The organism is uncultured Oscillibacter sp., from assembly GCF_900546705.1.
GTDB lineage: Bacteria > Bacillota > Clostridia > Oscillospirales > Oscillospiraceae > Oscillibacter.
Genome location: NZ_URDP01000010.1, coordinates 18088 through 38046, shown reverse-complemented (window position 1 = coordinate 38046; position 19959 = coordinate 18088). Strand labels below are relative to the sequence as shown.

Sequence of the window (19959 nt, the reverse complement as noted above, 5' to 3'; positions counted from 1 at the left end):
ACAGGATTACCCCTCTTGGCTGTCGATTGTATCACAAAAGGCAAAACTCGTAAACTCCGCCGTCAAAATTATTTCCCCGTCCACGGCGATCTCCCCTCGCAGCGGCGTGCCGTCATCCAGCCGGAGCCACAGCGTCGTATAGACCTTCTCGGCCTCGGTGCCGGTCTGGTCCACCGTGAGCCGCAGACAGGGCACCTCTCCCCAGTCCTCCTGATTTTCCTCCAGAAGCCAGCCCTGGCGCAGTGCATCCATCATCCTGGGCAGGCACGCCATGGGGCTGATTTTTTCCCGGGAAAGCGTCCCGGCATTCAGGCAGAGATCCTCGTACTCCAGCGTCAGCGTCTCGCCGTCCAGCACCGCCCGCACCCCGGCAATCTGCTCCGGCGAGCGCACTTCGATCACCGTGTCCCCCTCCGGAACATAGTCGCACAGCAGCGACGCCGTCCACGCCTGCCCGTCCTGGTCACAGGTGACCTCCGCCTCCATTTGACAGCCGGACATGTCCATGTAGGGCTGGCGCAGCTGTGATGCTGTGACGGTCTCCTCGCCCCGGGCGCAGCCGCACAGCAGCAGGCACAGGGTCATCATTGGTACGCACATCCCAAGGCGCACCGCAAACTCCTCCGTTATCCCAAAATTTCCCGGATGGCCGCCGGAATCGTCCGGGCCACGTCCGCCGGCGTGACGCCGTAGGCCGTCTCCCGCTCCGCCGCCAGTTCTCCGGCCCGTCCGTGGAGCCACACGCCCCCGGCCGCCGCCTGCACCGGCGTGGCCCCCTGGGCAAGGAGCGAGGCGATGACGCCCGTGAGCACATCGCCGCTGCCTCCCTTGGCAAGGCCGGAGTTGCCGGTGATATTCACCAGCACGTTCCCCTCCGGCACCGCCGTCAAAGTGCGATGGCCCTTGCGCACCAGCACACAGCCGTGGGCACGGGCAAAGGAGCGGGCCTGCTCCGCCCGGCCAGCCTCCTCCGGCCCGTCGTAGATCCGGGCAAACTCCCCGTCGTGGGGCGTCAGGATCGTCACGCGGCCCCGCCGTCCGTCCAGCACATCTATATGCCCGGCCAGGGCGTTTATGCCGTCGGCGTCCAGCACCACCGGCTTATCCGTCTGGGCCAGCAGCTCCCGCACCAGCCGCCCCGTCCGCTCGCTGCGGCTAAGGCCCGGACCCAGGGCCAGCACCTGACAGTCGGCCAGTTTGTCCAGGATTTTCTGTAAAGCTTTATCACTTAACATCCCATCCTTGTCCGGCAGTGGGAACGGCATGGCGGACACACACTTGGCGGCCTCCACCGGCCAGATGGCCTCCGGTACCCCCAGCGACACCAATCCGCAGCCGCTGCGCACGGCGGCCAGCGCCGTCAGATACGGCGCACCGGTATAGCCTACGGCGCCGCCCACCACCAGCACTTTGCCGAAGGTGCCCTTGTGGCCGTCCGCCTGCCGGGGCGGCAGCGCCTGGCGTACAAAGTCCCGCTCCACTGTCTGGATGGGACACACGGTCTCACGCACCAGCTGCGCCGGGATACCGATGTCCCGCACCTCCACCGTGCCAGAGCAAAGGGCCCCTTTTCCTACAAACTGTCCCGCTTTCGGAAGTGTAAATGTAATTGTCTTTACAGCATTGACTGGCTCTCCAAGGCACTCGCCGGTGGATGCGTCTACCCCGCTGGCGATATCGGCGGCCACCACGGCGCCCCGGCTCTCGTTCATCAGCGCCACGGCCCGGCCCCAATGGGACGATGGATCGATCCGCCGGGAGAGGCCCACGCCAAATAGGGCGTCCACGCATACGTCCGCGCGCAGAATCCACCGACGCGCTTCCTCATCCTCCGGGTCAAAGGGCAGCAGCGCCACGCCGCACTCGCTCAGGCGCCGGGTCTGCTCCCGGGCATCCGGCGTCAGCTTTTCATAGTCTCCCACCAGATAGGCCCGCACCTCTATTCCCTTCAGGAAAAGGTGCCGGGCGGCGCAGATGCCGTCTCCGCCGTTGTTGCCGGCACCGCACAGCACCGCCGCCCGGCGGCGGCCTTTTCCGGCGATCAGTGCCGCCGCCTCCGCCACCGCCGCGCCGGCCCGCTCCATCAGATCAATGGAGGGGATGCCCCGCTCCTCGATGGCCTGCCGGTCCAGCTCTTTCATCTGCTCTGCCGTCGCCAGCTTCATGCCGTTTCCTCCTTTTTGTGCGTTGTTTTTCCCCATTATAGAAGTCCTGCCTGGTATTTGCAATTCTTTGTTGCCAAAATGTCACGCTTTTCCCGGGGAAGCCTGCTATGCTGGCAGCAGAAAGGAGGCGCTGGTCATGAAGCGCATCGCCCCCATTTTCCTGACACTTTGCCTGCTGGCCGGGTGCGCCGCATCCCCAGAGCAGGCCCCTCCTCCGGACGAACAAGCGGTGCTGGACGCCTACGCCGCCGCATCGGAGGTCTACGACTGGTTCGACCTGCACACCCTGCCCACCGGTATCGAGGCCATCCAATCGGACGGCGACGTCTATTATCCGGTGGAGTACGACGGCATTCAGACCATGGCGGACCTGGAAACGCGGGTGCGCGCCTGCTTCTCCCCCGAAATCAGTGACGCCCTGCTCTCAGACGGCAGCTATCGAGAGATCGGCGGGACGCTCTGCTGCGCCGGCGGCGCCCGGGGCCAGAACGTGTATCTCTTGGACAAGACCCTCTCCGCCCGACAGGTGGATGAGAACCACTGGACGGTGACCATCACGTTCTGGGCGGATTTCGTAGACCAGCCCATCCAGGCAGACGGCCATCCTCACACCGTGTCCACCGTCGGATACTCCCAGCGGACGCTGGATTACGAAAAGACGGAGACGGGCTGGCGCTTTACCAGCTTCTGTCCCAGCGACGATCTGGACCTGGACGCAGACACGGTATACACCATCGACTACTACCAGGACTTTGAAGTCACCGGCGCCTACCGGGACTACTCCGACTGGCAGCTGGTATGCTATCTGATCTATGCCGACGGCGCCTACGCCGAGGCCCCCAGCGACCTGCTCTACCAGCGGTTTCTGGAACGGCCCGAGGACATTCTGGATGCCCTGGCCCTGCTGGACAACTCCCCCTACCGGGAAAAAGGTCCGCCCATGAACATCGACGCCGTGGTGAGCGGGCCGGGGGCCAGCGCTGCCTGGCTCTCCTTCGACCAGCAGATAGAATTTTTGAACGTGCTGGGCCGCTGCCAGCCTCAGACGGAGGCGGAGCAGGCGGTGCTGGACAAGATCCGCGCCGCCTACGAAAGAAATACAGCGTCCACAAAGGAGGCCGTCAACAGCCAGTTCGCCCTGGACGTGGACGGCAAGCTGCTCTGCCTGGGCGCGCAGGAGGGCTCCTTCCCCTGGGGATACGGCCTGACGGCGGAGTCCCGGACGGACCACGAGGCCTCCGACGGCGCCGATCCCTTTGTAGAGGCGGATTGCGGCGCGTTCACCGTATCGTACAACGTCTCCCCGGAGGACGGTGCAGAATCCGTCTTTCGCATAATCGTGGATGCGCCCGGCATCGCCACCGCCGGCGGCATCGCCGTGGGGTCCTCCGAGGCCGACGTGCTGGCCGCCTACCCGTCGGCGGTGGCCGTGAAGGCCGTGGGCGAGGCCCAATGGGACGCCGACTATGGTCTGGTGTTCGAGCCGGGGCAGTGGGCCTATTGCAAACACATCACCTTTTTTATGAAGGACGGCGCCGTAGCTGCCATCGAAATCGAGGATCTCATGGACGGCCGCCTGCTCTCCTGAAAATTTCCAGCCCCGATCCGTCCACGCGCGGCGGATTGGGGCTTGCATTTTGTGTTTTACTGTGATATAAGTGGTACTTGATATCAGCGATGAACGGGAAAATAACCGTCAAGCGGCGCCAAGAGAGGTCTGGTCACCGGCTGCAAGCCAGACTGCGCACGTCCGGTTTGGTTCGCCCGGGAGCCGCCGTGGAGACACGGCCGGAGCGCCCTCCGTTACAGGGGCAGCAAGTGCGCGTGGTTGTCACGCGAATTTGGGTGGTACCGCGGAAGGATGGCCTTTCGTCCCAGCGATGGGACGGAGGGTCTTTTGTTTTGCCAAAAATATTGGAAATAGAAGGAGCATCGCTATGAAAGAACAATTGGAAGCCATCCGCAAAAGCGCACTGGAAGCCATCGCCGGCACCCAGAAAAGCGCTGAGCTGGAGGCCGTCCGGGTCCAGTACCTGGGCAAAAAGGGCGAGCTGACTGCCGTTTTGAAGCAGATGGGCAAGCTCTCCCCCGAAGAGCGCCCCGTTATGGGCCAGCTGGCCAACGACGTGCGCGCCGCCGTGGAGGAGGCTATCGCCTCCCAGTCCGCCGTTCTGGCCCAAAAGGCCATGGAGGAAAAGCTCTCCGCCGAGACCGTGGACGTCACCATCCCCGGCAAGCGCACCCAGCAGGGCCACAAGCACCCCATGTACACCGTGCTGGACGAGATCAAGGAGATCTTCATCAACATGGGCTTTGAGATCATGGACGGCCCGGAGATCGAGCAGGCAGACTACAACTTCACCAAGCTCAACGCCCCGGAAAACCATCCCTCCCGGGACTGGACGGACACGTTCTACCTCACGGAGGACAGCAACATTCTCCTGCGCTCCCAGACTTCTCCCATGCAGATCCGGGCCATGGAGACCTACGGCGTGCCCATCCGCATGATCTCCTCCGGCCGTGTGTACCGCAAGGACGAGGTGGACGCCACCCACTCTCCCATGTTCCACCAGATTGAAGGTCTGGTGGTGGACAAGGGCGTCACCATGGCGGACCTGAAGGGCACCCTCAACGCCGTCATCCGGGAGATCTACGGCCCCAATACCAAGACCCGCTTCCGTCCCCACCACTTCCCCTTTACCGAACCCTCCTGCGAGATGGACATCCAGTGCCACAAGTGCGGCGGCGTGGGCTGCCCCACCTGCAAAGGCGAGGGCTGGATCGAGGTGCTGGGCGCCGGCATGGTCCATCCCAAGGTTCTGCGGGGCTGCGGCATCGACCCGGAGGTCTACTCCGGCTTCGCCTTCGGCATGGGCCTGGAGCGGCTGGCCATGGGCCAGTTCAAAATCAGCGACCTGCGGCTGATCTTTGAAAACGATATCCGCTTCCTGGAGCAGTTTTGATTAGGAGGGCAATGCAATGAAATTATCCAGAAAATGGCTCAATGAATTTGTGGACGTGGCTGATGTAGGCGACCGTGACTTTGCTGAGGCCATGACCCTCTCCGGCTCCAAGGTGGAGATCACGGAGGTACTGAACGAATCTTTGCAGAACGTGGTGGTCGGCCGCATCGTCTCCATGGAGCGTCACCCCGACTCCGACCACATGTGGGTCTGCCAGATCGATGTAGGTGAGGCAGAGCCCACCCAGATCGTCACCGGCGCCTGGAACATCCATGTGGGCGACCTGGTGCCCGTGGCCCGGCACAAGTCCCTGCTGCCCGGCGGCGTAAAGATCGAAAAGGGCAAGCTGCGGGGCGTGGTCTCCAACGGCATGCTCTGCTCTCTCAAGGAGCTGAACCTGACTGCCGAGCACGACTATCCCTACGCCGTCATCACGCCCGCGGCCATCCTGAACGACTACAAGCCCACCGACCCGGAAAAGCCCTCCATTCCCGCCGACGTGCAGCCCGGTCACAAGATCTACGGTCCCGTGGTGGCCGCCCGGGTGTGCACCTGCGAGACGGTGGCCTACGGCCGCTACGCCGCGGAGCTGGACACCGGCAGCGAGACGGTGCAGGCGGAGACCGCCTGCCAGAACCTCCACGAGGGCGACCTGGTGGCCTACAACACCAAGGAGGGCACCATCTGCACCCTCTCCGACCTCCACGCCGAGCAGCGGGAGTTCCCCCACTGCATCACCGACGGCATCTGGGTTTTGAACGAGGAGGGCGTACAGCCCGGCGACGATATGGCCAAGGTCATCGGCGCCGATGACCATGTGGTGGAATTCGAGATCACCCCCAACCGGCCCGACTGCCTGAGCGTCATCGGCCTTGCCCGGGAGGCCAGCGCCACCTTCCACAAGCCCCTCAAGCTCCACACTCCCGAGATCCGCGGCTGCGGCGGCTCCATTGCCGACATGCTGGATATTGAGATCGAGGACGGGGAGCTGTGCCCCCGGTACACCGCCCGGCTGGTGAAAAACGTGAAGATCCAGCCCTCCCCCGCCTGGATGCGGGAGCGGCTGCGCAACTGCGGCGTGCGTCCCATCAACAACATCGTGGACATCACCAACTACGTCATGCTGGAGTACGGTCAGCCCATGCACGCCTTCGACTTCTCCTGCGTGGAGGGCGGCAAGATCGTGGTGCGTACCGCCCGTCCCGGCGAGTCCATCCAGACCCTGGACGGCAAGGATCACGCCCTGACCGAGGACATGCTGTGCATCTGCGACGAGCACCGGCCCGTGTGCGTGGCCGGCGTCATGGGCGGCGCCAACAGCGAGATCATCGGCGACACCGCCCAGGTGCTCTTCGAGTCCGCCAACTTCTCCGGTTCCTCCATCCACCGCACCGCCGCCGCGCTGAACATGCGCACGGAGGCCTCCTCCCGCTATGAAAAGGGCCTGGACCCCATGAACACCATGCTGGCCGTGCAGCGTGCCTGCGAGCTGGTGGAGCTGCTGGGCGCCGGCGAGGTGGTGGACGGCGTGCTGGACGTGATCGCCAAGGACTCCTGGCCCGTCACCGTGGAACTGGACGCCCCCAAGATCAACGCCTTCCTGGGCACCGACGTGCCGGAGAGCGAAATGCGGACCATTCTGGAGTCCCTGGGCTTCCAGCTGGAGGGCAGCACCATCACCGTGCCCTCCTGGCGCTCCGATGTGGAGCACTGGTCCGACATCGCCGAAGAGGTGGCCCGGTTCCACGGCTACAACAACATCCCCGACACTCTCTCCGGCGGCCTGAATGCCCGCCGTGGCTACACGCCCGCGCAAAAGGCGGAAAACGCCCTGGGCGCGCTGTGCCGTGCCGCAGGATACAGCGAGATCATCACCTACTCCTTCATCAGCCCCACCTACTATGACAAGATCGACCTCCCTGCCGACTCTCCCCTGCGGGTGTCCATGAAGATCCTCAACCCCCTGGGTGAGGACACCTCCATCATGCGTACCACCACACTGCCGTCCATGCTGGAGATTCTCTCCCGCAACTACCACTACCGCAACAAAGCAGTACGCCTGTATGAGCTGGGCCGCACCTACTTTGCCAAGAACGACGGCTCCGGCATGGCCAACGAACCCAAGGTCCTCTCTCTGGGCGCCTACGGCTCCGACTGCGATTTCTTCTCTATCAAGGGCGCCGTGGAGACGGTGCTGGAGGGTCTGCGCATCAGCGATGTGCGCTGGGAAGCCGAGCGCACCAATCCCTCCTATCACCCCGGCCGCTGTGCCAAGGTCTATGCCGGTGGCACCTTGCTGGGTGTGGTGGGTCAGGTCCATCCCCACGTGGCGGAAAACTACGACGTGGACTGCGAGCTCTACGCCGCCGAGCTGTCCTTTGACGCACTGCTTGCCTCCATGGGCGGCCGCCCTGTCTATCAGCCTCTGCCCAAGTTCCCCGCCGTCACCCGGGACATCGCCGTGGTGTGCGACAAGAACGTCACCGTGGGCGCGCTGGAAGAGTGCATCCGTCAGGGCGCCAAGGGCCTTTTGAAGGAAGTCTCCCTCTTCGATATCTACACCGGTACAGGCGTACCCGAGGGCAAGAAGAGTGTGGCCTTCAACCTGACTCTCCGTTCCGACGAACGCAGCCTCACCGCTGAGGAAGCCGACGCGGATGTGGCCAGCATCCTCGCTCTGCTCAAGAGCCAGCTGGGCGCCGTCCTGCGCTGAACACAATGCTCCCCCGCCCGGAGGCGGGGGAGCAAAAGATTTTTACGAAAACGCTTTACAGTCGCAAAAAAACCGAGTATACTGTATTCTGTGTTTCAGGGTTCTTCCATCAATCAAGAAAGGTGGTGTCTGCATGGACGATTATACCCGGAAATTCAGCATCGCAATGGAAAAAGACGCGGAGATCCGCCATATCCTGACGACTGTCTATCAGGCATTGGAGGAGAAGGGTTACAACCCCATCAACCAGATTGTGGGGTATATCCTGTCCGAAGATCCCACCTATATCACCAACCACAACAATGCCCGCACCCTGATCCGTAAGATCGACCGGGACGAGCTGCTGCAGGTGTTGGTTCGGAAATATCTGGGACAATAAGGGAACGTCTTTTTCACCCGCAAGGCCCTGCCTTGCGGGTTTCTTTTGTGAATGGGGGAAATTTCCGGAATTTGTTTGTCACCAATCGTTGACAAATCGGATAAAATCTGTTACAATTTGGTTACAAAATTTTTTAAGGAGTGTTTGCATGCCTGAAAGCAAGTCCGCCAAGGCGGAAGGTCTGATTTATAAGGGCCATCCTCTTCGCCGGGTAGAAAACCTGATCTACTACGGCACGATGGCTGAAAAATATATTATTATGATGCAGGTCCTGGAGAGCAAGAAAGAGCAGGATCTTGACGTGGCCACCAAGGTTTCCGTACAGCTGCAGCTGACGGACGCCAACCTCAAGTCCCGGGACCGGGTGGTCAAAAAGAGCGAGAAAGACAGCCTGTACGCCGCCATGGATGTGGCCGCCATCTGGTTGGATCGTGCCCTGGCCGGCAAGGAGAAATAATCCCCCTCCCCTGCCGTCCCCTTCCCCCACACAAAAGAAACGAAAGGAAGTACACCCATGACACACTTTGCAGGCAAGGCAGCAAAGCTCTTTTTTCTGGCGCTCCCCATGACTTTGCTGCTGACCGCTCATACCATGGCCGCCGATGTGGCTGTCGGCGCCGGCTGCACCACCGGTTCGTCTCTGCGTCTGCGCGCCGAGGCTTCCACTTCCTCCGATATCGTCACCACGCTGGACAAGAGCGTGGCCGTGGCCATTCTGGATGACTCCACCGACGGGTGGTACAAAGTGGCCTACGAGGGCAATATCGGCTATGTCTCCGCTGACTACCTGCTGGTAGATCAGGACAACGTGTTTGAGACGTACGGCCGGGTCAACAGCGACGGTGTCAATGTCCGCTCCGGTGCCTCCACGGAAAGCTCCGTGCTGGCCACGGTGGATACCGACACCATCGTCACCGTCAACGGCCTGGTGGACGGCTGGTATGATGTCACCTGCAAATATGGCACCGAGGGCTACATCCGCAGTGATTTCCTGGATCTGACGCAGTCCTCTTCCTCTTCCTCCGGCAGCGCCATCGTGGACACTGCCAAGCAGTATCTGGGCGTCCGTTATGTGTACGGCGGCGCCTCCCCCAGCGGCTTCGACTGCTCCGGCTTTACCATGTATGTCTATCAGCAGTACGGCTACTCCCTGCCCCACACGGCTACCGGCCAGTGGCAGAGCGGTCTGGGTACCAAGGTCTGGAGCATCGGTGCTCTTCAGCCCGGCGACTTGGTATTTTTCAACGACCCCAGCCGTAACGCCGGCAAGGCCTGTTCCCACGCGGGCATCTACATAGGCAATGGTCAGTTCATTCACTCCTCCTCTTCTTCCAGCGGCGGCGTGATCATCAGCACTTTGACCAGCGGTTACTATTACAACTACTTCGTGGGCGGAATCCACGTCTAAAACGGCATTTTAAAAGGCGGTACGCAGTGCGTACCGCCTTTTTCGTTTCCTGTACTTGCCAATCGCCTGTCGGCCTGTTATAATTACGTTTTGTATGAAATTTACCAAAATCGAGGTTTGAGACAACACCATGGAGATCCAAGAAATGTATCAGCAGCTGGGAGTAAGCCCGGCTGTATACCAGTTCGGCCAGCAGGTCCTGGAGCATCTGCGTCCCTGGTTTGCATCCATCGACCAGACCGCCGAATATAACCAGGGCAAGGTCCTGGCCGCCATGCAGAAAAACCGGGTCAATGCCACCCACTTCGCCGCTACCACCGGCTACGGCTACAACGACGAGGGCCGGGACAATCTGGAGCGTGTCTACGCCGACGTATTCCATACGGAGGCCGCCCTGGTGCGTCCCCAGATCACCTGCGGCACCCACGCCCTGACCATTGCCCTGTCCGCCAACCTCCTGCCCGGCGATGAACTTCTCTCCCCCGTGGGCGCTCCCTACGACACGCTGGAGGAGGTCATCGGCATCCGGGAGAGCAAGTGCTCTCTGAAAGAGTACGGTGTCACCTATGCCCAGGCTGATCTGAAACCCGACGGCTCCTTCGACTACGATGCCATCCGCTCTAAAATCAACGAGCGCACCAAGCTCATCACCATCCAGCGCTCCAAAGGCTATGCCACCCGTCCCTCCTTCTCCGTGGAACAGATCGGCCAGCTCATCGCTTTCTGCAAGGAGATCAAGCCCGACGTGAAAGTCATGGTAGATAACTGCTACGGTGAGTTTGTGGAGCGGCTGGAGCCCTCCGACGTAGGCGCCGACATGGTTGTGGGCAGCCTCATCAAAAACCCAGGCGGCGGCCTGGCTCCCATCGGCGGCTATATCTGCGGCACAAAAGAGTGCGTGGAGCGGTGCGCCTACCGACTCTCCGCCCCGGGCCTTGGGCAGGAGGTAGGCGCCAACCTGGGCCTCATGACCGCCCTCTACCAGGGGCTCTTCCTCTCCCCCACGGTGGTTTCCGGCGCCCTCAAAGGCGCTATCTTTGCCGCAAACATCTATGAAAAGCTGGGCTTTTCCTGCGTTCCCGGCGCCGCCGAGGACCGGCACGACATTATCCAGGCAGTGACGCTGGGCAGCAAGGAGGCCATGGTGGCCTTCTGCAAGGGCATCCAGGCCGCCGCTCCCGTGGACAGCTATGTGACCCCGGAGCCCTGGGCCATGCCCGGCTACGACTCCGATGTCATCATGGCCGCCGGTGCCTTCATTCAGGGCAGCTCCATTGAGCTCTCTGCCGACGGCCCCATCCGCCCCCCCTACGCCGTGTACTTCCAGGGCGGACTCACCTGGTACCACGCCAAGCTGGGCATTCTCATGAGCCTCCAGAAGCTGGTAGAGGCCGGAATCGTGACCCTCTGATATCAAAAAAAGACTGTCCCCATGGGACAGTCTTTTTTATTCCGCCGCCCGGATGCGCCGGTCCAGCCGGTCCAGGGCGTAGGCCAGGGCAAAGCCGCCCAGGCACAGCAGCGCCGAGAGCACCACCTCGCCCGCTCCTGTGTACTCCGTGGGGATAATGGCCAGGGTAGAGGCGGCAACCGTGCCCAGGATTCCGTGAAACGCCACGGCATAGTGCCGGCGGAACAGCCAGGTGACCGCCCGGGCCAGCACCACCACGGTGACGATCAGACCCGGCAGGCACGCCGAGAGCACCACCAGGTCCATCTGCGCCAATCCCTGGAGCATGGGCTGGTACAGCCCCAGTGCCATCATTACCGAGGAGGACGTCATCCCGGGGATAATAATCCCCATCCCCCACAGTACGCCGCAGAAATTATACCACCAGAAGTTGGGTGTCACCGACACCTTCAATACATACTGCACATAAAAGAGGCCGAAGAACACTGCGCCGGCACACAAGGCCAGACTCAGCCAGGCCCAGGGGCTCCGCCCCTCCTTTCCGGCCTCCCGGAACAGCGACGGGATCGTCCCTACAATCAGTCCGATGAAAAGCCAAGTAGTCACGGAGGCTGACCAATTCATGCTGGCAGCAATTCCCTTGGCCACGCCGAGAAATCCGACGGCGCAGCCGATGCCCAACGGGGGCAGCCAGTGCCAGTACCGCGGCAGCGCGGTGGTCGGATGGGTCAGCATCTCCATAAACGGACGGTAAATATCAAATACCACCGCCAGCACACCGCCGGAGACGCCCGGCAAAATGGCTCCCGCGCCGATCAGCACACCGCAGACAAGGTTGCGCAGCCAATGGATTCTGGAATTTTCCTGCTCGCGTTTCAGCACCGGCACCTTCTCTCATTTTTCTTAATATTTGATAGTAGCAGTTTTGCCGGACAGTTTCAATCCGATACAGTGCAGAAATTTGTAAAAATTCTGCATCGTTTGGCGCCGTCGCAGAGAATTGTGCTTTTTGCATAATTTTATCTTCCGTGCATCAAATTGTATCGTCAGTTTTACTTGTTGACATTAAAACCGATAACGTGTACACTACAAAACAGATAACACAAGTGCATACCGCAAAGACGATGAAGAGAAGAGTACGCAGGAAGATACGTCCCAGAGAGCCGCTGTTTGGTGCGAGGCGGTACGGAAGAGCCTGCCGAACATGGTCTCGGAGTTGCGTGGCCGACTGCCGGTGCATAGGTCACGACGTGAGCGCACGTCACAGCGCAGGAGTGTGTTGGCACTCTCTAAGGCCGCTTCCGCGAGGGAGCGTGCGAAGCAAGGTGGTACCACGGCGTAGCAGTACGTTCGTCCTTGACGCAGATGCGTCAGGGACGTTTTTTTATGCCTGACAGCAAGAAAGGACGATGGGAACTGTGAGTGAATCCATCATTCAGATCCAGCATCTTACAAAGACCTTCGGCACCGGCGAGAGCGCCGTCCACGCCCTGGAGGATATCAACCTGGACATCCGGCAAGGAGAGATCTTCGGCATCATCGGTCTGTCCGGTGCGGGGAAATCCACCCTGGTGCGGTGCATGAACCTTCTGGAGCGCCCCACCTCCGGCCACGTAATCGTGGATGGGAAGGACATGACGACGCTCTCGGAAAAGGAACTGCGGCTGGCCCGCCGGGACGTGACCATGATCTTCCAGAGCTTCAACCTGCTCATGCAGCGCACCTGTTTGAAAAATGTATGCTTTCCCATGGAACTGACCGGTGTCTCCGCCCCGGCGGCCCGGAAGCGGGCGCTGGAGCTTTTGGACCTGGTAGGCCTCGCCGACAAAGCGGACGCCTATCCGGGACAGCTCTCCGGTGGTCAAAAGCAGCGGGTGGCCATTGCCCGGGCCCTTGCCACCAACCCGAAAGTGCTCTTGTGCGACGAGGCCACCTCCGCTCTGGACCCCACCACCACCCTTTCCATCCTGGCGCTGCTGAAAAACCTCAACGAGACGCTGGGGGTCACAGTGGTCATCATCACCCACCAGATGAGCGTCATCGAGGAGATCTGCTCCCGGGTCGCCATCCTGGACGGCGGCGTGGTGGCCGAACAGGGCGACGTGCAGGAGATCTTCTCCAACCCCAAGACCGACGCCGCCCGGCAGCTGGTGTATCCCGGCGGTATCCGGGCCGAGCAGGTCCCCCCCTCCTCCCGGGCCATCCGCATCTCCTTCAACGGCGGCACCGTCTACCAGCCTCTCATCGCCTCCCTTGCCATCGACTGCGGCGTGAAGGCCAACATCCTGGGCGCCGATACCCGCAACATCAACGGCCACGCCTTCGGCACCATGCTCTTGAGCCTGCCCCAGGAACCTGCCGAAGCCGCCCGGGCCATCGGATATCTTCGCTCCCAGCCCAATCTCACCATCGAGGAGGTCGAATACCATGCTTGAATCCATTGCCGCCTTCTGGGCCGAATACGGAGACACCCTGATCCAGGGCACTGTGGACACATTGCTGATGGTCAGCATCTCCACCGTTTTCGCTTACCTGATCGGCCTTCCCCTGGGCGTGGCCCTGATCCTGACCCGGCCCCACGGCATCCGTCCCAACCGGGGCACCTACCGCATTCTGGACTGGATCGTCAACGTGGGCCGCTCCTTCCCCTTCATCATTTTGATGGTAGCCATTATGCCCTTTACCAAGCTGGTGGTGGGCACCAAGATCGGCGTCAAGGGCGCCATCGTTCCCCTGGTGGTTTCCGCCGCCCCCTTCATTGCCCGCATGGTGGAAACCTCCCTCAGCGAGGTGGATGCCGGCGTGGTGGAAGCGGCCCAGTCCATGGGCGCCTCCCCCGCCCAGATCGTCTGGAAGGTCTATCTGCCGGAGGCAAAGCCCTCCTTGATCCTGGGCGGCGCCATTTCCATCGTCACCATCCTGGCCTATACCGCCATTGCCGGCACCGTAGGCGCCGGCGGCCTGGGCGACATCGCCGTCCGATACGGCCACAACCGCAACGTCCCCTCTGTTATGTGGGTAACCGTAATCTTTCTCATCATTCTGGTGCAGATCATTCAATTCGTTTTCAATTGGTTGTCGAAGCGCATCGACAAGCGTTTGAAATAAATCAAAATTTGAAATATTTGGAGGAAAGAAGTTATGAACAACAAGCGCATTTTCACCGCCGCCCTGGCCCTGACTCTGGCCCTGTCCCTCACCGCCTGCGGTTCCAAGGAAGAAACCCCCGCTGAGACTCCCGCTGAAACGCCTGCCGAGACCACCACGTTGACGGTGGCCGCCTCCCCCACGCCCCACGCGCAGATTCTGGAGCAGTGCGTGCCCATCCTGGCCGAGCAGGGCATCGATCTGGTCATCAATGAATACAGCGACTATGTGGTCCCCAACACCGCCGTGGAGGACGGGGACGAGGACGCCAACTACTTCCAGCACATCCCCTATCTGGAGGAGTTCAACGCCTCCCGGGGCACCCATCTGGTAGACGTGGCCAGTGTCCACATTGAGCCCATGGGCATCTATCCCGGCAAGACCACCTCTTTGGAAGACCTGCCTGACGGCGCCTCCATCGCCGTGCCCAACGATCCCACCAACGAGGGCCGCGCACTGCTGCTGCTGGAGGCCCAGGGCCTCATCACCCTCACCGACAGCTCCAACCTGTCCTCTACTCCCAAGGATATTGCCGAAAATCCCAAGAACCTGACCTTCGTGGAAGTGGAGGCCGCCACCATCCCCAGCATTGTCTCCGAGGTTGACTTGGCCGTCATCAACTCCAACTATGCCCTGGGCGCCGGCCTCAACCCCACCACCGACTCCCTGGCCATTGAGTCCTCCGACTCCCCCTATGTGAACGTGCTGGTGGTCAAGGAAGGCAATGAGGATAACCCCGCCATCCAGGCACTGGTGGAAGCCCTGCACTCCGACACCGTCCGCACCTACATCGAAGACACCTTTGACGGTGCGGTGGTCCCTGCGTTCTGAGCACCGTTCCCCTCCGAGACAGGCTCCGTATGGAGCCTGTCTCTTTTTCATGAAAAATGTTAAGAACTTGTAAAAGTGGTCTGGAATTCCTCTGTAAGACGTGTTAGAATAGGCGTTGCTGCCCTCATGGGGCGGAAAGTACATCTGCAAGGGAGCGATCTGCCATGTCCGCCAAGGCGGCCAAAGTTTCCAAGAGCTACGAAATTGATATGTGCAACGGCGCAATTTTGCCCAAGCTGCTGCGTTTTGCCGTGCCGCTTATGTGCTCGAGTATGCTGCAGCTTTTATTCAACGCGGCCGACGTGATTGTTGTGGGCCGCTTTGCCGGCGACAACTCCCTGGCGGCAGTGGGTTCCAACAGCTCCCTGATCGCACTTTTGACCAACCTTTTCCTGGGTCTGTCCATCGGCGCCAACATTCTGGCCGCCAAGCACTACGGTGCCAAGGATGACGACGGGCTGAGCAAAACCGTCCACACCGCCATGCTGCTGGGTCTTTGCAGCGGTCTGATCCTGACGGTGGTAGGCGTAGCCGGAGCCCGTCAGATCCTGGTGTGGATGCAGTGCCCGGCCAACGTGCTGGACTTAGCCGCACTGTATCTGCGCATCTACTTTGCCGGTATGGCCGCCACAATGCTCTATAACTTCGGCGCAGCGCTGCTGCGGGCCGTGGGCGACACCCAGCGGCCGCTGTTCTATCTCTTCTTCGCCGGCATCGTCAATGTCATCCTGAATCTGTTCTTCGTCATCGTCATGAAGATGGATGTGGCGGGCGTTGCACTGGCCACCGTCATCTCCCAGTGCATTTCCGCCGCTCTGGTGATCCGCTGCCTGGTGAAGGAGCAGGGTGCCATTCATCTGGATCTGCACAGTCTGCGCTTCCACAAGGTCAAGCTGCGGCAGATCTTGCAGGTGGGTCTGCCTGCCGGTGTGCAGGGCATTCTCTTCTCCCTTTCCAATGTGGTGATTCAGGCATCCATCAACGGCTTCGGAGAAACCGTCATGGCCGGCAACTCTGCTGCCAGCAACATTGAAAACTTCATCTACGTAGCCCTCAACGCCTTTTATCAGGCCAACGTCTCCTTTACCAGCCAGAACATGGGCGCCGGAAACTATCGCCGCATCTGGCAGATCCTGGCCCGTGTAGAGCTGTGCGTGCTGGTGCTGGGCCTGGCACTGGGCGGCGTGACCTATCTCTTCGGACCGCAGCTGCTCTCCCTCTACTCCCCCAGCCCCGCCGTCATCCAGGCGGGCCTGGTGCGGCTGAAAATCGTTGCGGTGACCTATGTGCTGTGCGGATTTATGGACTCGTGCGTGGGAACGCTGCGTGGCATCGGATACTCCGTGCTGCCCATGGTGGTCACACTGGTGGGCGCCTGCGTGCTGCGCCTGGTTTGGATCTCCCTGCTGTTCCAGAATCCCGCCTACCATACGGTGGATGTCATCTACTGGTCCTATCCCGTCTCCTGGGTGGTGACCGCCAGCGTACATTTCCTGTGCATCGCCATTACCATGCGGAAGCTCAAGCGTCATCTGGGACTTGCCTGACTTATTTAATAAAAAAAGAGAACCGCTTTCCAGCGGTTCTCTTTTTTAGTATCCGTTCACAATCACATCCAGCACCCGGCTGGCCACCGTACCGGCCACGGCGCTGCCGCCGCCGCCGTTTTCCACCAGCACCACAAAGGCGTAGGGCGTATCCTCTCCCCGCAGGAAGCCGGCAAACCAGGCGTGGGGCGTCTGCCCCTCCCCCACCTCGGCGGTACCGGACTTGGCACAGATATCCATGTTGGGGAAGCGGCCGGCTCCGTAGGTTTTCTGGACGTTTTCCGCCATCATGTCGGACAGGGTCTGGGCCGTGTCGGGCGACACCAGCTGTCCGGTCTTTCCGGTAAAGTGGGGCAGAGACGGAAGTCCCAGGGCGGAGACGGTCTTTTCAATGAGATAGGGCTTTGCCGCCTTGCCGCCGTTAGCAATAGCTCCCATATACACCATCAGGGCACAGGGGTTTACCTGATCCTGTCCCTGGCCCACACCCGCCCATCCCAGCTGGCCGTCCGTAATATCATCCCACTGGAACGAGCCGGCTGCTGTAGGCAGTCCATTTACAGAGTAGCTGTCCGTCAGCCCCGCCTGCTCTGTATACTTTTTCAGGGTGTCCGCCCCCAGCTCTGCCGCAATCTGGGCAAACACCACGTTGCAGGAATTGGCGAAGGCGTCGCCGATGTTCTGCTGGCCGTGGGTTCCGGAGCAGATGATCGTCTCGTCTCCGATCTGTACAGAGCCCTCACAGGTCCAGGTCCGCTGCTCCAGATCCGGAATCTCCCCCAGCGCCGCCGCCAGCGTCACCGTCTTGTAAACAGAGCCGGGCGTAAAGGTGGATGAGAGGAAACGATTGATGTAGGCACCCTTATAGCGGTCGTTGGTCTCAATGTCCGCAGGCACATTCAGCGGGTCATAGCTGGGCGCGGAAACCATGCACAAAATCTCACCGGTCTTGTAATTGTACACCGCCACCGTGCCGGCATGGCCGCCCAGGGCCTTGTATGCCTCATAGTTGTACCGGGCGTCAATGGTCAGATACAGATCGCTGCCCGCTCCGGCGCCGAATGCGCCGTTGAGGAGATTGTAGCCTGTGAGCTTGTCGGCAAAGGCGTTGAGGGCACCGGTGCCGATGTTGCCCTGGAGATCCCCCACCGCGTGGAGCGTCGCCTTGCGGACATCTGCATTATCGTAATAAGTACGCTGCCCGTCATCCGTCACGGTGGAGAGCACATCTCCGTCCCGGTCCAGCACGGTGCCGCTGGAGAGCTGGCCGTCTGTATTATAGAGATGGCGATTGAAGGCCGAGGAGGCCCAGCTGCCGCCCTGGAGCAGATACTTCCCCAAAAACACGCACATGCCCGCCGCCAGGCACAGTGCCAGCACCAGACACACCAGTGTTCTTCGCTCAATCTTCTTCATCCTGTGCCTCCTCTTCCCGGGCAAAGGGATCGCCTACCGGCTCCGCCCGTCGGCGTGCCTCCTGGGTCACCCGCCGCGCAGGCGCGCTTCGGATGGCAAAGCTGGCGTTTTCCCGGGTATCCGTAGCCTTCAAAAAGGCCAGCAGCCCCCAGGCGGACATCATAGCCGAGCCGCCGTTGGAGACAAAGGGGAACGTCACGCCGGTCAGGGGCAGCAGGTCCACAGAGCCGAACACGTTCAAACAGGTCTGAAACACCAGCAGCGATCCCGCCGCGCAGGCGGCGATGGTGTAGAAGCTGGAGCGGCCCACCCGGGCCGCCCGGATGGCAAACAGCGCCAACGTAATGATAGCGCCCACGGCCAGCAGGGCAATCAGAAGGCCCCACTCCTCGCACACCATGCCGAACACCAGATCCGTGTCCGCCGCCGGGATTTTATAGAGCCAGCCGTTGCCGGGCCCCATTCCCACAAGGCCGCCGGAAGCAGCCGCGGCCATGGTCCGCGTCTGCTGGTAGCCCGTGGTGGAGGCCGCCTCCCACGCATGGCCCCAGGAGGCAAACCGGCTCAAAATGTACGGCTTGAACTTGACGATGATGCCGGCACCGAACACCGCGGCGCCGCAGATCAGCGACAGCGTGGTCCAGTCCCCCGACCGCAGATAGGCGATTACCAGGAACGTGACGAAAAAGATCGCCGCCGTGCCGAAGTCGCTCATAATGCCCAGAAGACCGATGCACACGCCGGTCAAGACGATGAACAGGGTCAGATTGCGGCGGCGGAACAGCCGCTCCAGCGTGGCGGAGCCGGCAAAGATGTAGCAGATCTTGGCGATCTCCGAGGGCTGGAAGGACATAGAGCCGATGGTGAGCCAGTTGACGGCACCGTACTTGCGGCTGCCTGCCACCAATGTGATACCCAGAAGACCGATGGCTGCTGCGGCCATGAGCCAGCGGATCTTCTGCACCCGGCCCAGATCCCGCAGGAAAATTCCCAGCACCAAAAACAGCACCAGCCCCAGCAAAATGGCCAGAAACTGCTTGAAAAGGCTCTCCGGCGCGCTGGAAGCTGTGACGGCCAGGGAAAGCGTGGAGAGGAAAAACGCGATGGTTTCCAGCTCGAATCCCACACACCGGGTACAAAGCAGCGCCACAAAATAAAGCCACATGACTACCGTCAGCCCCAAAAAAGCCAGGGCAATCTGCGCCCCGTTCGCACCGCCGCCGGCCACGATCAGCTGCACACAGGTGAGCACCTGGAACACCGTCAGCCACAAAAAGGACGGCCAGATGGCGGCCGGCCGCTCCATGCGGCGCTTTTCATCCAGCTCCTCCCTCTCAGCTACGGTCTGGGGCAAAAACATCAGCGGCACGCCGCCCAGCGTAATGGTATCGCCCAGGCGTACCGGCGCGGAGCCCTTGACCTCTTCGCCGTTGATCTGCGTACCGCCCTTGGAGCCAAGATCATAGAGCGTCCACTGCTCGTCCTCCCCCCGGCACAGCGCCGCGTGCTGGCGGGAAATACTGGGGTAGTTCAGCCGCACGTCCGCCGCGGCACTCCGTCCGATGATATTTTCCCAGTGGGTCAGCAGAATCGGCGCGCCGTTGGGCAGGCTCAGCTGTCCCCAGGTCTCCGGCGTGTGGGGAATCCGCAGCAAAGAGCGCACCGCCCGGTACAAAATCAAAATGGCCAGGGCCGGGAACAAAAAACGCACAAACGCCGTATATCCCTCGCCCACCATCGGATGATCCGCCAGGAACTGCGCCAGCGCGTCAAAAAAAGACTGTACGGGTGCAAGCATCGCCTCCATGCTGTCCACCTCCTTTTCAGATTCAAATCGAAGTTGATTATAGCAGGATTCCCCCTTTTTGTACAGTCCCGGGAACCGGACATGGAAATCTGGAATTTCGTATTTTCTCTTGACCTTATGGAAAAAATCCATTACAATAAGGAATTGACATGAAAATTTGAAAGGTTTCTTA

Annotated in this window: 16 protein-coding genes and 1 other annotated feature; of the genes, 11 read left to right on the top strand and 5 right to left on the bottom strand. The window is 61.0% G+C overall.

Annotated features, from left to right (window positions below; translation table 11 throughout):
* Positions 1-6 precede the first annotated feature (6 nt).
* Both QZS13_RS03720 and QZS13_RS03715 read right to left on the bottom strand, forming a co-directional pair.
* Positions 7-588: a hypothetical protein gene (locus tag QZS13_RS03720; RefSeq protein WP_295585632.1), complete on the bottom strand. Its 582-nt coding sequence runs from the start codon at positions 586-588 to the stop codon at positions 7-9.
* Between the two features lie 38 nt (positions 589-626).
* Positions 627-2165 (bottom strand): NAD(P)H-hydrate dehydratase, encoded by a 1539-nt coding sequence (locus tag QZS13_RS03715; RefSeq protein ID WP_295585630.1) that lies wholly within the window; start codon positions 2163-2165, stop codon positions 627-629.
* A 136-nt stretch (positions 2166-2301) separates the two neighbouring features.
* On the opposite strand from QZS13_RS03715, the gene QZS13_RS03710 reads away from it, so the two are divergent.
* The 7 genes from QZS13_RS03710 (at position 2302) to QZS13_RS03680 (ending at position 11039) form a co-directional block, all read left to right on the top strand.
* Positions 2302-3753 (top strand): hypothetical protein, encoded by a 1452-nt coding sequence (locus QZS13_RS03710; RefSeq protein WP_295585629.1) that lies wholly within the window; start codon positions 2302-2304, stop codon positions 3751-3753.
* A gap of 349 nt (positions 3754-4102) precedes the next feature.
* Positions 4103-5128, top strand: coding sequence for a phenylalanine--tRNA ligase subunit alpha (pheS, locus tag QZS13_RS03705; protein WP_295585627.1), 1026 nt, complete (start codon positions 4103-4105; stop codon positions 5126-5128).
* 16 nt (positions 5129-5144) lie between these two features.
* Positions 5145-7841, top strand: a complete 2697-nt coding sequence (pheT, locus tag QZS13_RS03700; RefSeq protein ID WP_295585624.1) for a phenylalanine--tRNA ligase subunit beta — start codon at positions 5145-5147, stop codon at positions 7839-7841.
* Between the two features lie 133 nt (positions 7842-7974).
* Positions 7975-8220, top strand: a complete 246-nt coding sequence (locus tag QZS13_RS03695; protein ID WP_295585622.1) for an IreB family regulatory phosphoprotein — start codon at positions 7975-7977, stop codon at positions 8218-8220.
* Positions 8221-8368: 148 nt separating this feature from the next.
* Positions 8369-8677: a hypothetical protein gene (locus tag QZS13_RS03690; protein WP_295585620.1), complete on the top strand. Its 309-nt coding sequence runs from the start codon at positions 8369-8371 to the stop codon at positions 8675-8677.
* A gap of 57 nt (positions 8678-8734) precedes the next feature.
* Complete coding sequence (locus QZS13_RS03685) at positions 8735-9628, top strand: SH3 domain-containing C40 family peptidase (RefSeq protein ID WP_295585618.1); 894 nt, start codon at positions 8735-8737, stop codon at positions 9626-9628.
* Between the two features lie 130 nt (positions 9629-9758).
* The gene (locus QZS13_RS03680; protein WP_295585615.1) at positions 9759-11039 is read left to right on the top strand and encodes a methionine gamma-lyase family protein; all 1281 of its coding nucleotides are present in this window, start codon (positions 9759-9761) and stop codon (positions 11037-11039) included.
* Between the two features lie 36 nt (positions 11040-11075).
* Here the strand turns inward: QZS13_RS03680 and QZS13_RS03675 are convergent, their stop codons facing one another.
* Positions 11076-11921, bottom strand: a complete 846-nt coding sequence (locus QZS13_RS03675; RefSeq protein WP_295585610.1) for a DUF368 domain-containing protein — start codon at positions 11919-11921, stop codon at positions 11076-11078.
* 233 nt (positions 11922-12154) lie between these two features.
* Positions 12155-12400 (top strand) — a binding site (T-box leader).
* A 48-nt stretch (positions 12401-12448) separates the two neighbouring features.
* Here QZS13_RS03675 and QZS13_RS03670 point away from each other — a divergent pair.
* The 4 genes from QZS13_RS03670 to QZS13_RS03655 all read left to right on the top strand — a co-directional run bounded on the left by QZS13_RS03670 (position 12449) and on the right by QZS13_RS03655 (position 16564).
* Positions 12449-13474 (top strand): methionine ABC transporter ATP-binding protein, encoded by a 1026-nt coding sequence (locus tag QZS13_RS03670; RefSeq protein WP_295585608.1) that lies wholly within the window; start codon positions 12449-12451, stop codon positions 13472-13474.
* Entirely contained in the window at positions 13467-14147 is a 681-nt protein-coding gene (locus tag QZS13_RS03665; RefSeq protein WP_295585606.1) for a methionine ABC transporter permease, read from the top strand. The genes QZS13_RS03670 and QZS13_RS03665 overlap by 8 nt, the downstream gene beginning before the upstream one ends.
* 33 nt (positions 14148-14180) lie before the next feature.
* Positions 14181-15017: a MetQ/NlpA family ABC transporter substrate-binding protein gene (locus QZS13_RS03660; protein ID WP_295585604.1), complete on the top strand. Its 837-nt coding sequence runs from the start codon at positions 14181-14183 to the stop codon at positions 15015-15017.
* A gap of 164 nt (positions 15018-15181) precedes the next feature.
* On the top strand, positions 15182-16564 hold the full coding sequence (locus tag QZS13_RS03655; RefSeq protein ID WP_295585602.1) for an MATE family efflux transporter: 1383 nt from the start codon (positions 15182-15184) through the stop codon (positions 16562-16564).
* A gap of 45 nt (positions 16565-16609) precedes the next feature.
* Here the strand turns inward: QZS13_RS03655 and QZS13_RS03650 are convergent, their stop codons facing one another.
* The gene (locus QZS13_RS03650; protein WP_295585601.1) at positions 16610-17980 is read right to left on the bottom strand and encodes a penicillin-binding transpeptidase domain-containing protein; all 1371 of its coding nucleotides are present in this window, start codon (positions 17978-17980) and stop codon (positions 16610-16612) included.
* Positions 17967-19787: an FtsW/RodA/SpoVE family cell cycle protein gene (locus tag QZS13_RS03645; protein ID WP_295585598.1), complete on the bottom strand. Its 1821-nt coding sequence runs from the start codon at positions 19785-19787 to the stop codon at positions 17967-17969. The genes QZS13_RS03650 and QZS13_RS03645 overlap by 14 nt, the downstream gene beginning before the upstream one ends.
* Positions 19788-19959: the final 172 nt, after the last annotated feature.

Excerpts from the sequence above, each read along its gene's own strand:
- QZS13_RS03710 (WP_295585629.1), top strand. The coding sequence starts at position 2,302 with ATGAAGCGCATCGCCCCCATTTTCCTGACACTTTGCCTGCTGGCCGGG.
- QZS13_RS03690 (WP_295585620.1), top strand. The coding sequence starts at position 8,369 with ATGCCTGAAAGCAAGTCCGCCAAGGCGGAAGGTCTGATTTATAAGGGC.
- QZS13_RS03685 (WP_295585618.1), top strand. The coding sequence starts at position 8,735 with ATGACACACTTTGCAGGCAAGGCAGCAAAGCTCTTTTTTCTGGCGCTC.
- pheT (WP_295585624.1), top strand. The coding sequence starts at position 5,145 with ATGAAATTATCCAGAAAATGGCTCAATGAATTTGTGGACGTGGCTGAT.
- QZS13_RS03715 (WP_295585630.1), bottom strand. The coding sequence starts at position 2,165 with ATGAAGCTGGCGACGGCAGAGCAGATGAAAGAGCTGGACCGGCAGGCC.
- QZS13_RS03645 (WP_295585598.1), bottom strand. The coding sequence starts at position 19,787 with ATGGAGGCGATGCTTGCACCCGTACAGTCTTTTTTTGACGCGCTGGCG.
- QZS13_RS03695 (WP_295585622.1), top strand. The coding sequence starts at position 7,975 with ATGGACGATTATACCCGGAAATTCAGCATCGCAATGGAAAAAGACGCG.
- QZS13_RS03650 (WP_295585601.1), bottom strand. The coding sequence starts at position 17,980 with ATGAAGAAGATTGAGCGAAGAACACTGGTGTGTCTGGTGCTGGCACTG.
- QZS13_RS03680 (WP_295585615.1), top strand. The coding sequence starts at position 9,759 with ATGGAGATCCAAGAAATGTATCAGCAGCTGGGAGTAAGCCCGGCTGTA.
- QZS13_RS03665 (WP_295585606.1), top strand. The coding sequence starts at position 13,467 with ATGCTTGAATCCATTGCCGCCTTCTGGGCCGAATACGGAGACACCCTG.
- QZS13_RS03655 (WP_295585602.1), top strand. The coding sequence starts at position 15,182 with ATGTCCGCCAAGGCGGCCAAAGTTTCCAAGAGCTACGAAATTGATATG.
- pheS (WP_295585627.1), top strand. The coding sequence starts at position 4,103 with ATGAAAGAACAATTGGAAGCCATCCGCAAAAGCGCACTGGAAGCCATC.
- QZS13_RS03720 (WP_295585632.1), bottom strand. The coding sequence starts at position 588 with ATGATGACCCTGTGCCTGCTGCTGTGCGGCTGCGCCCGGGGCGAGGAG.
- QZS13_RS03670 (WP_295585608.1), top strand. The coding sequence starts at position 12,449 with ATGGGAACTGTGAGTGAATCCATCATTCAGATCCAGCATCTTACAAAG.
- QZS13_RS03660 (WP_295585604.1), top strand. The coding sequence starts at position 14,181 with ATGAACAACAAGCGCATTTTCACCGCCGCCCTGGCCCTGACTCTGGCC.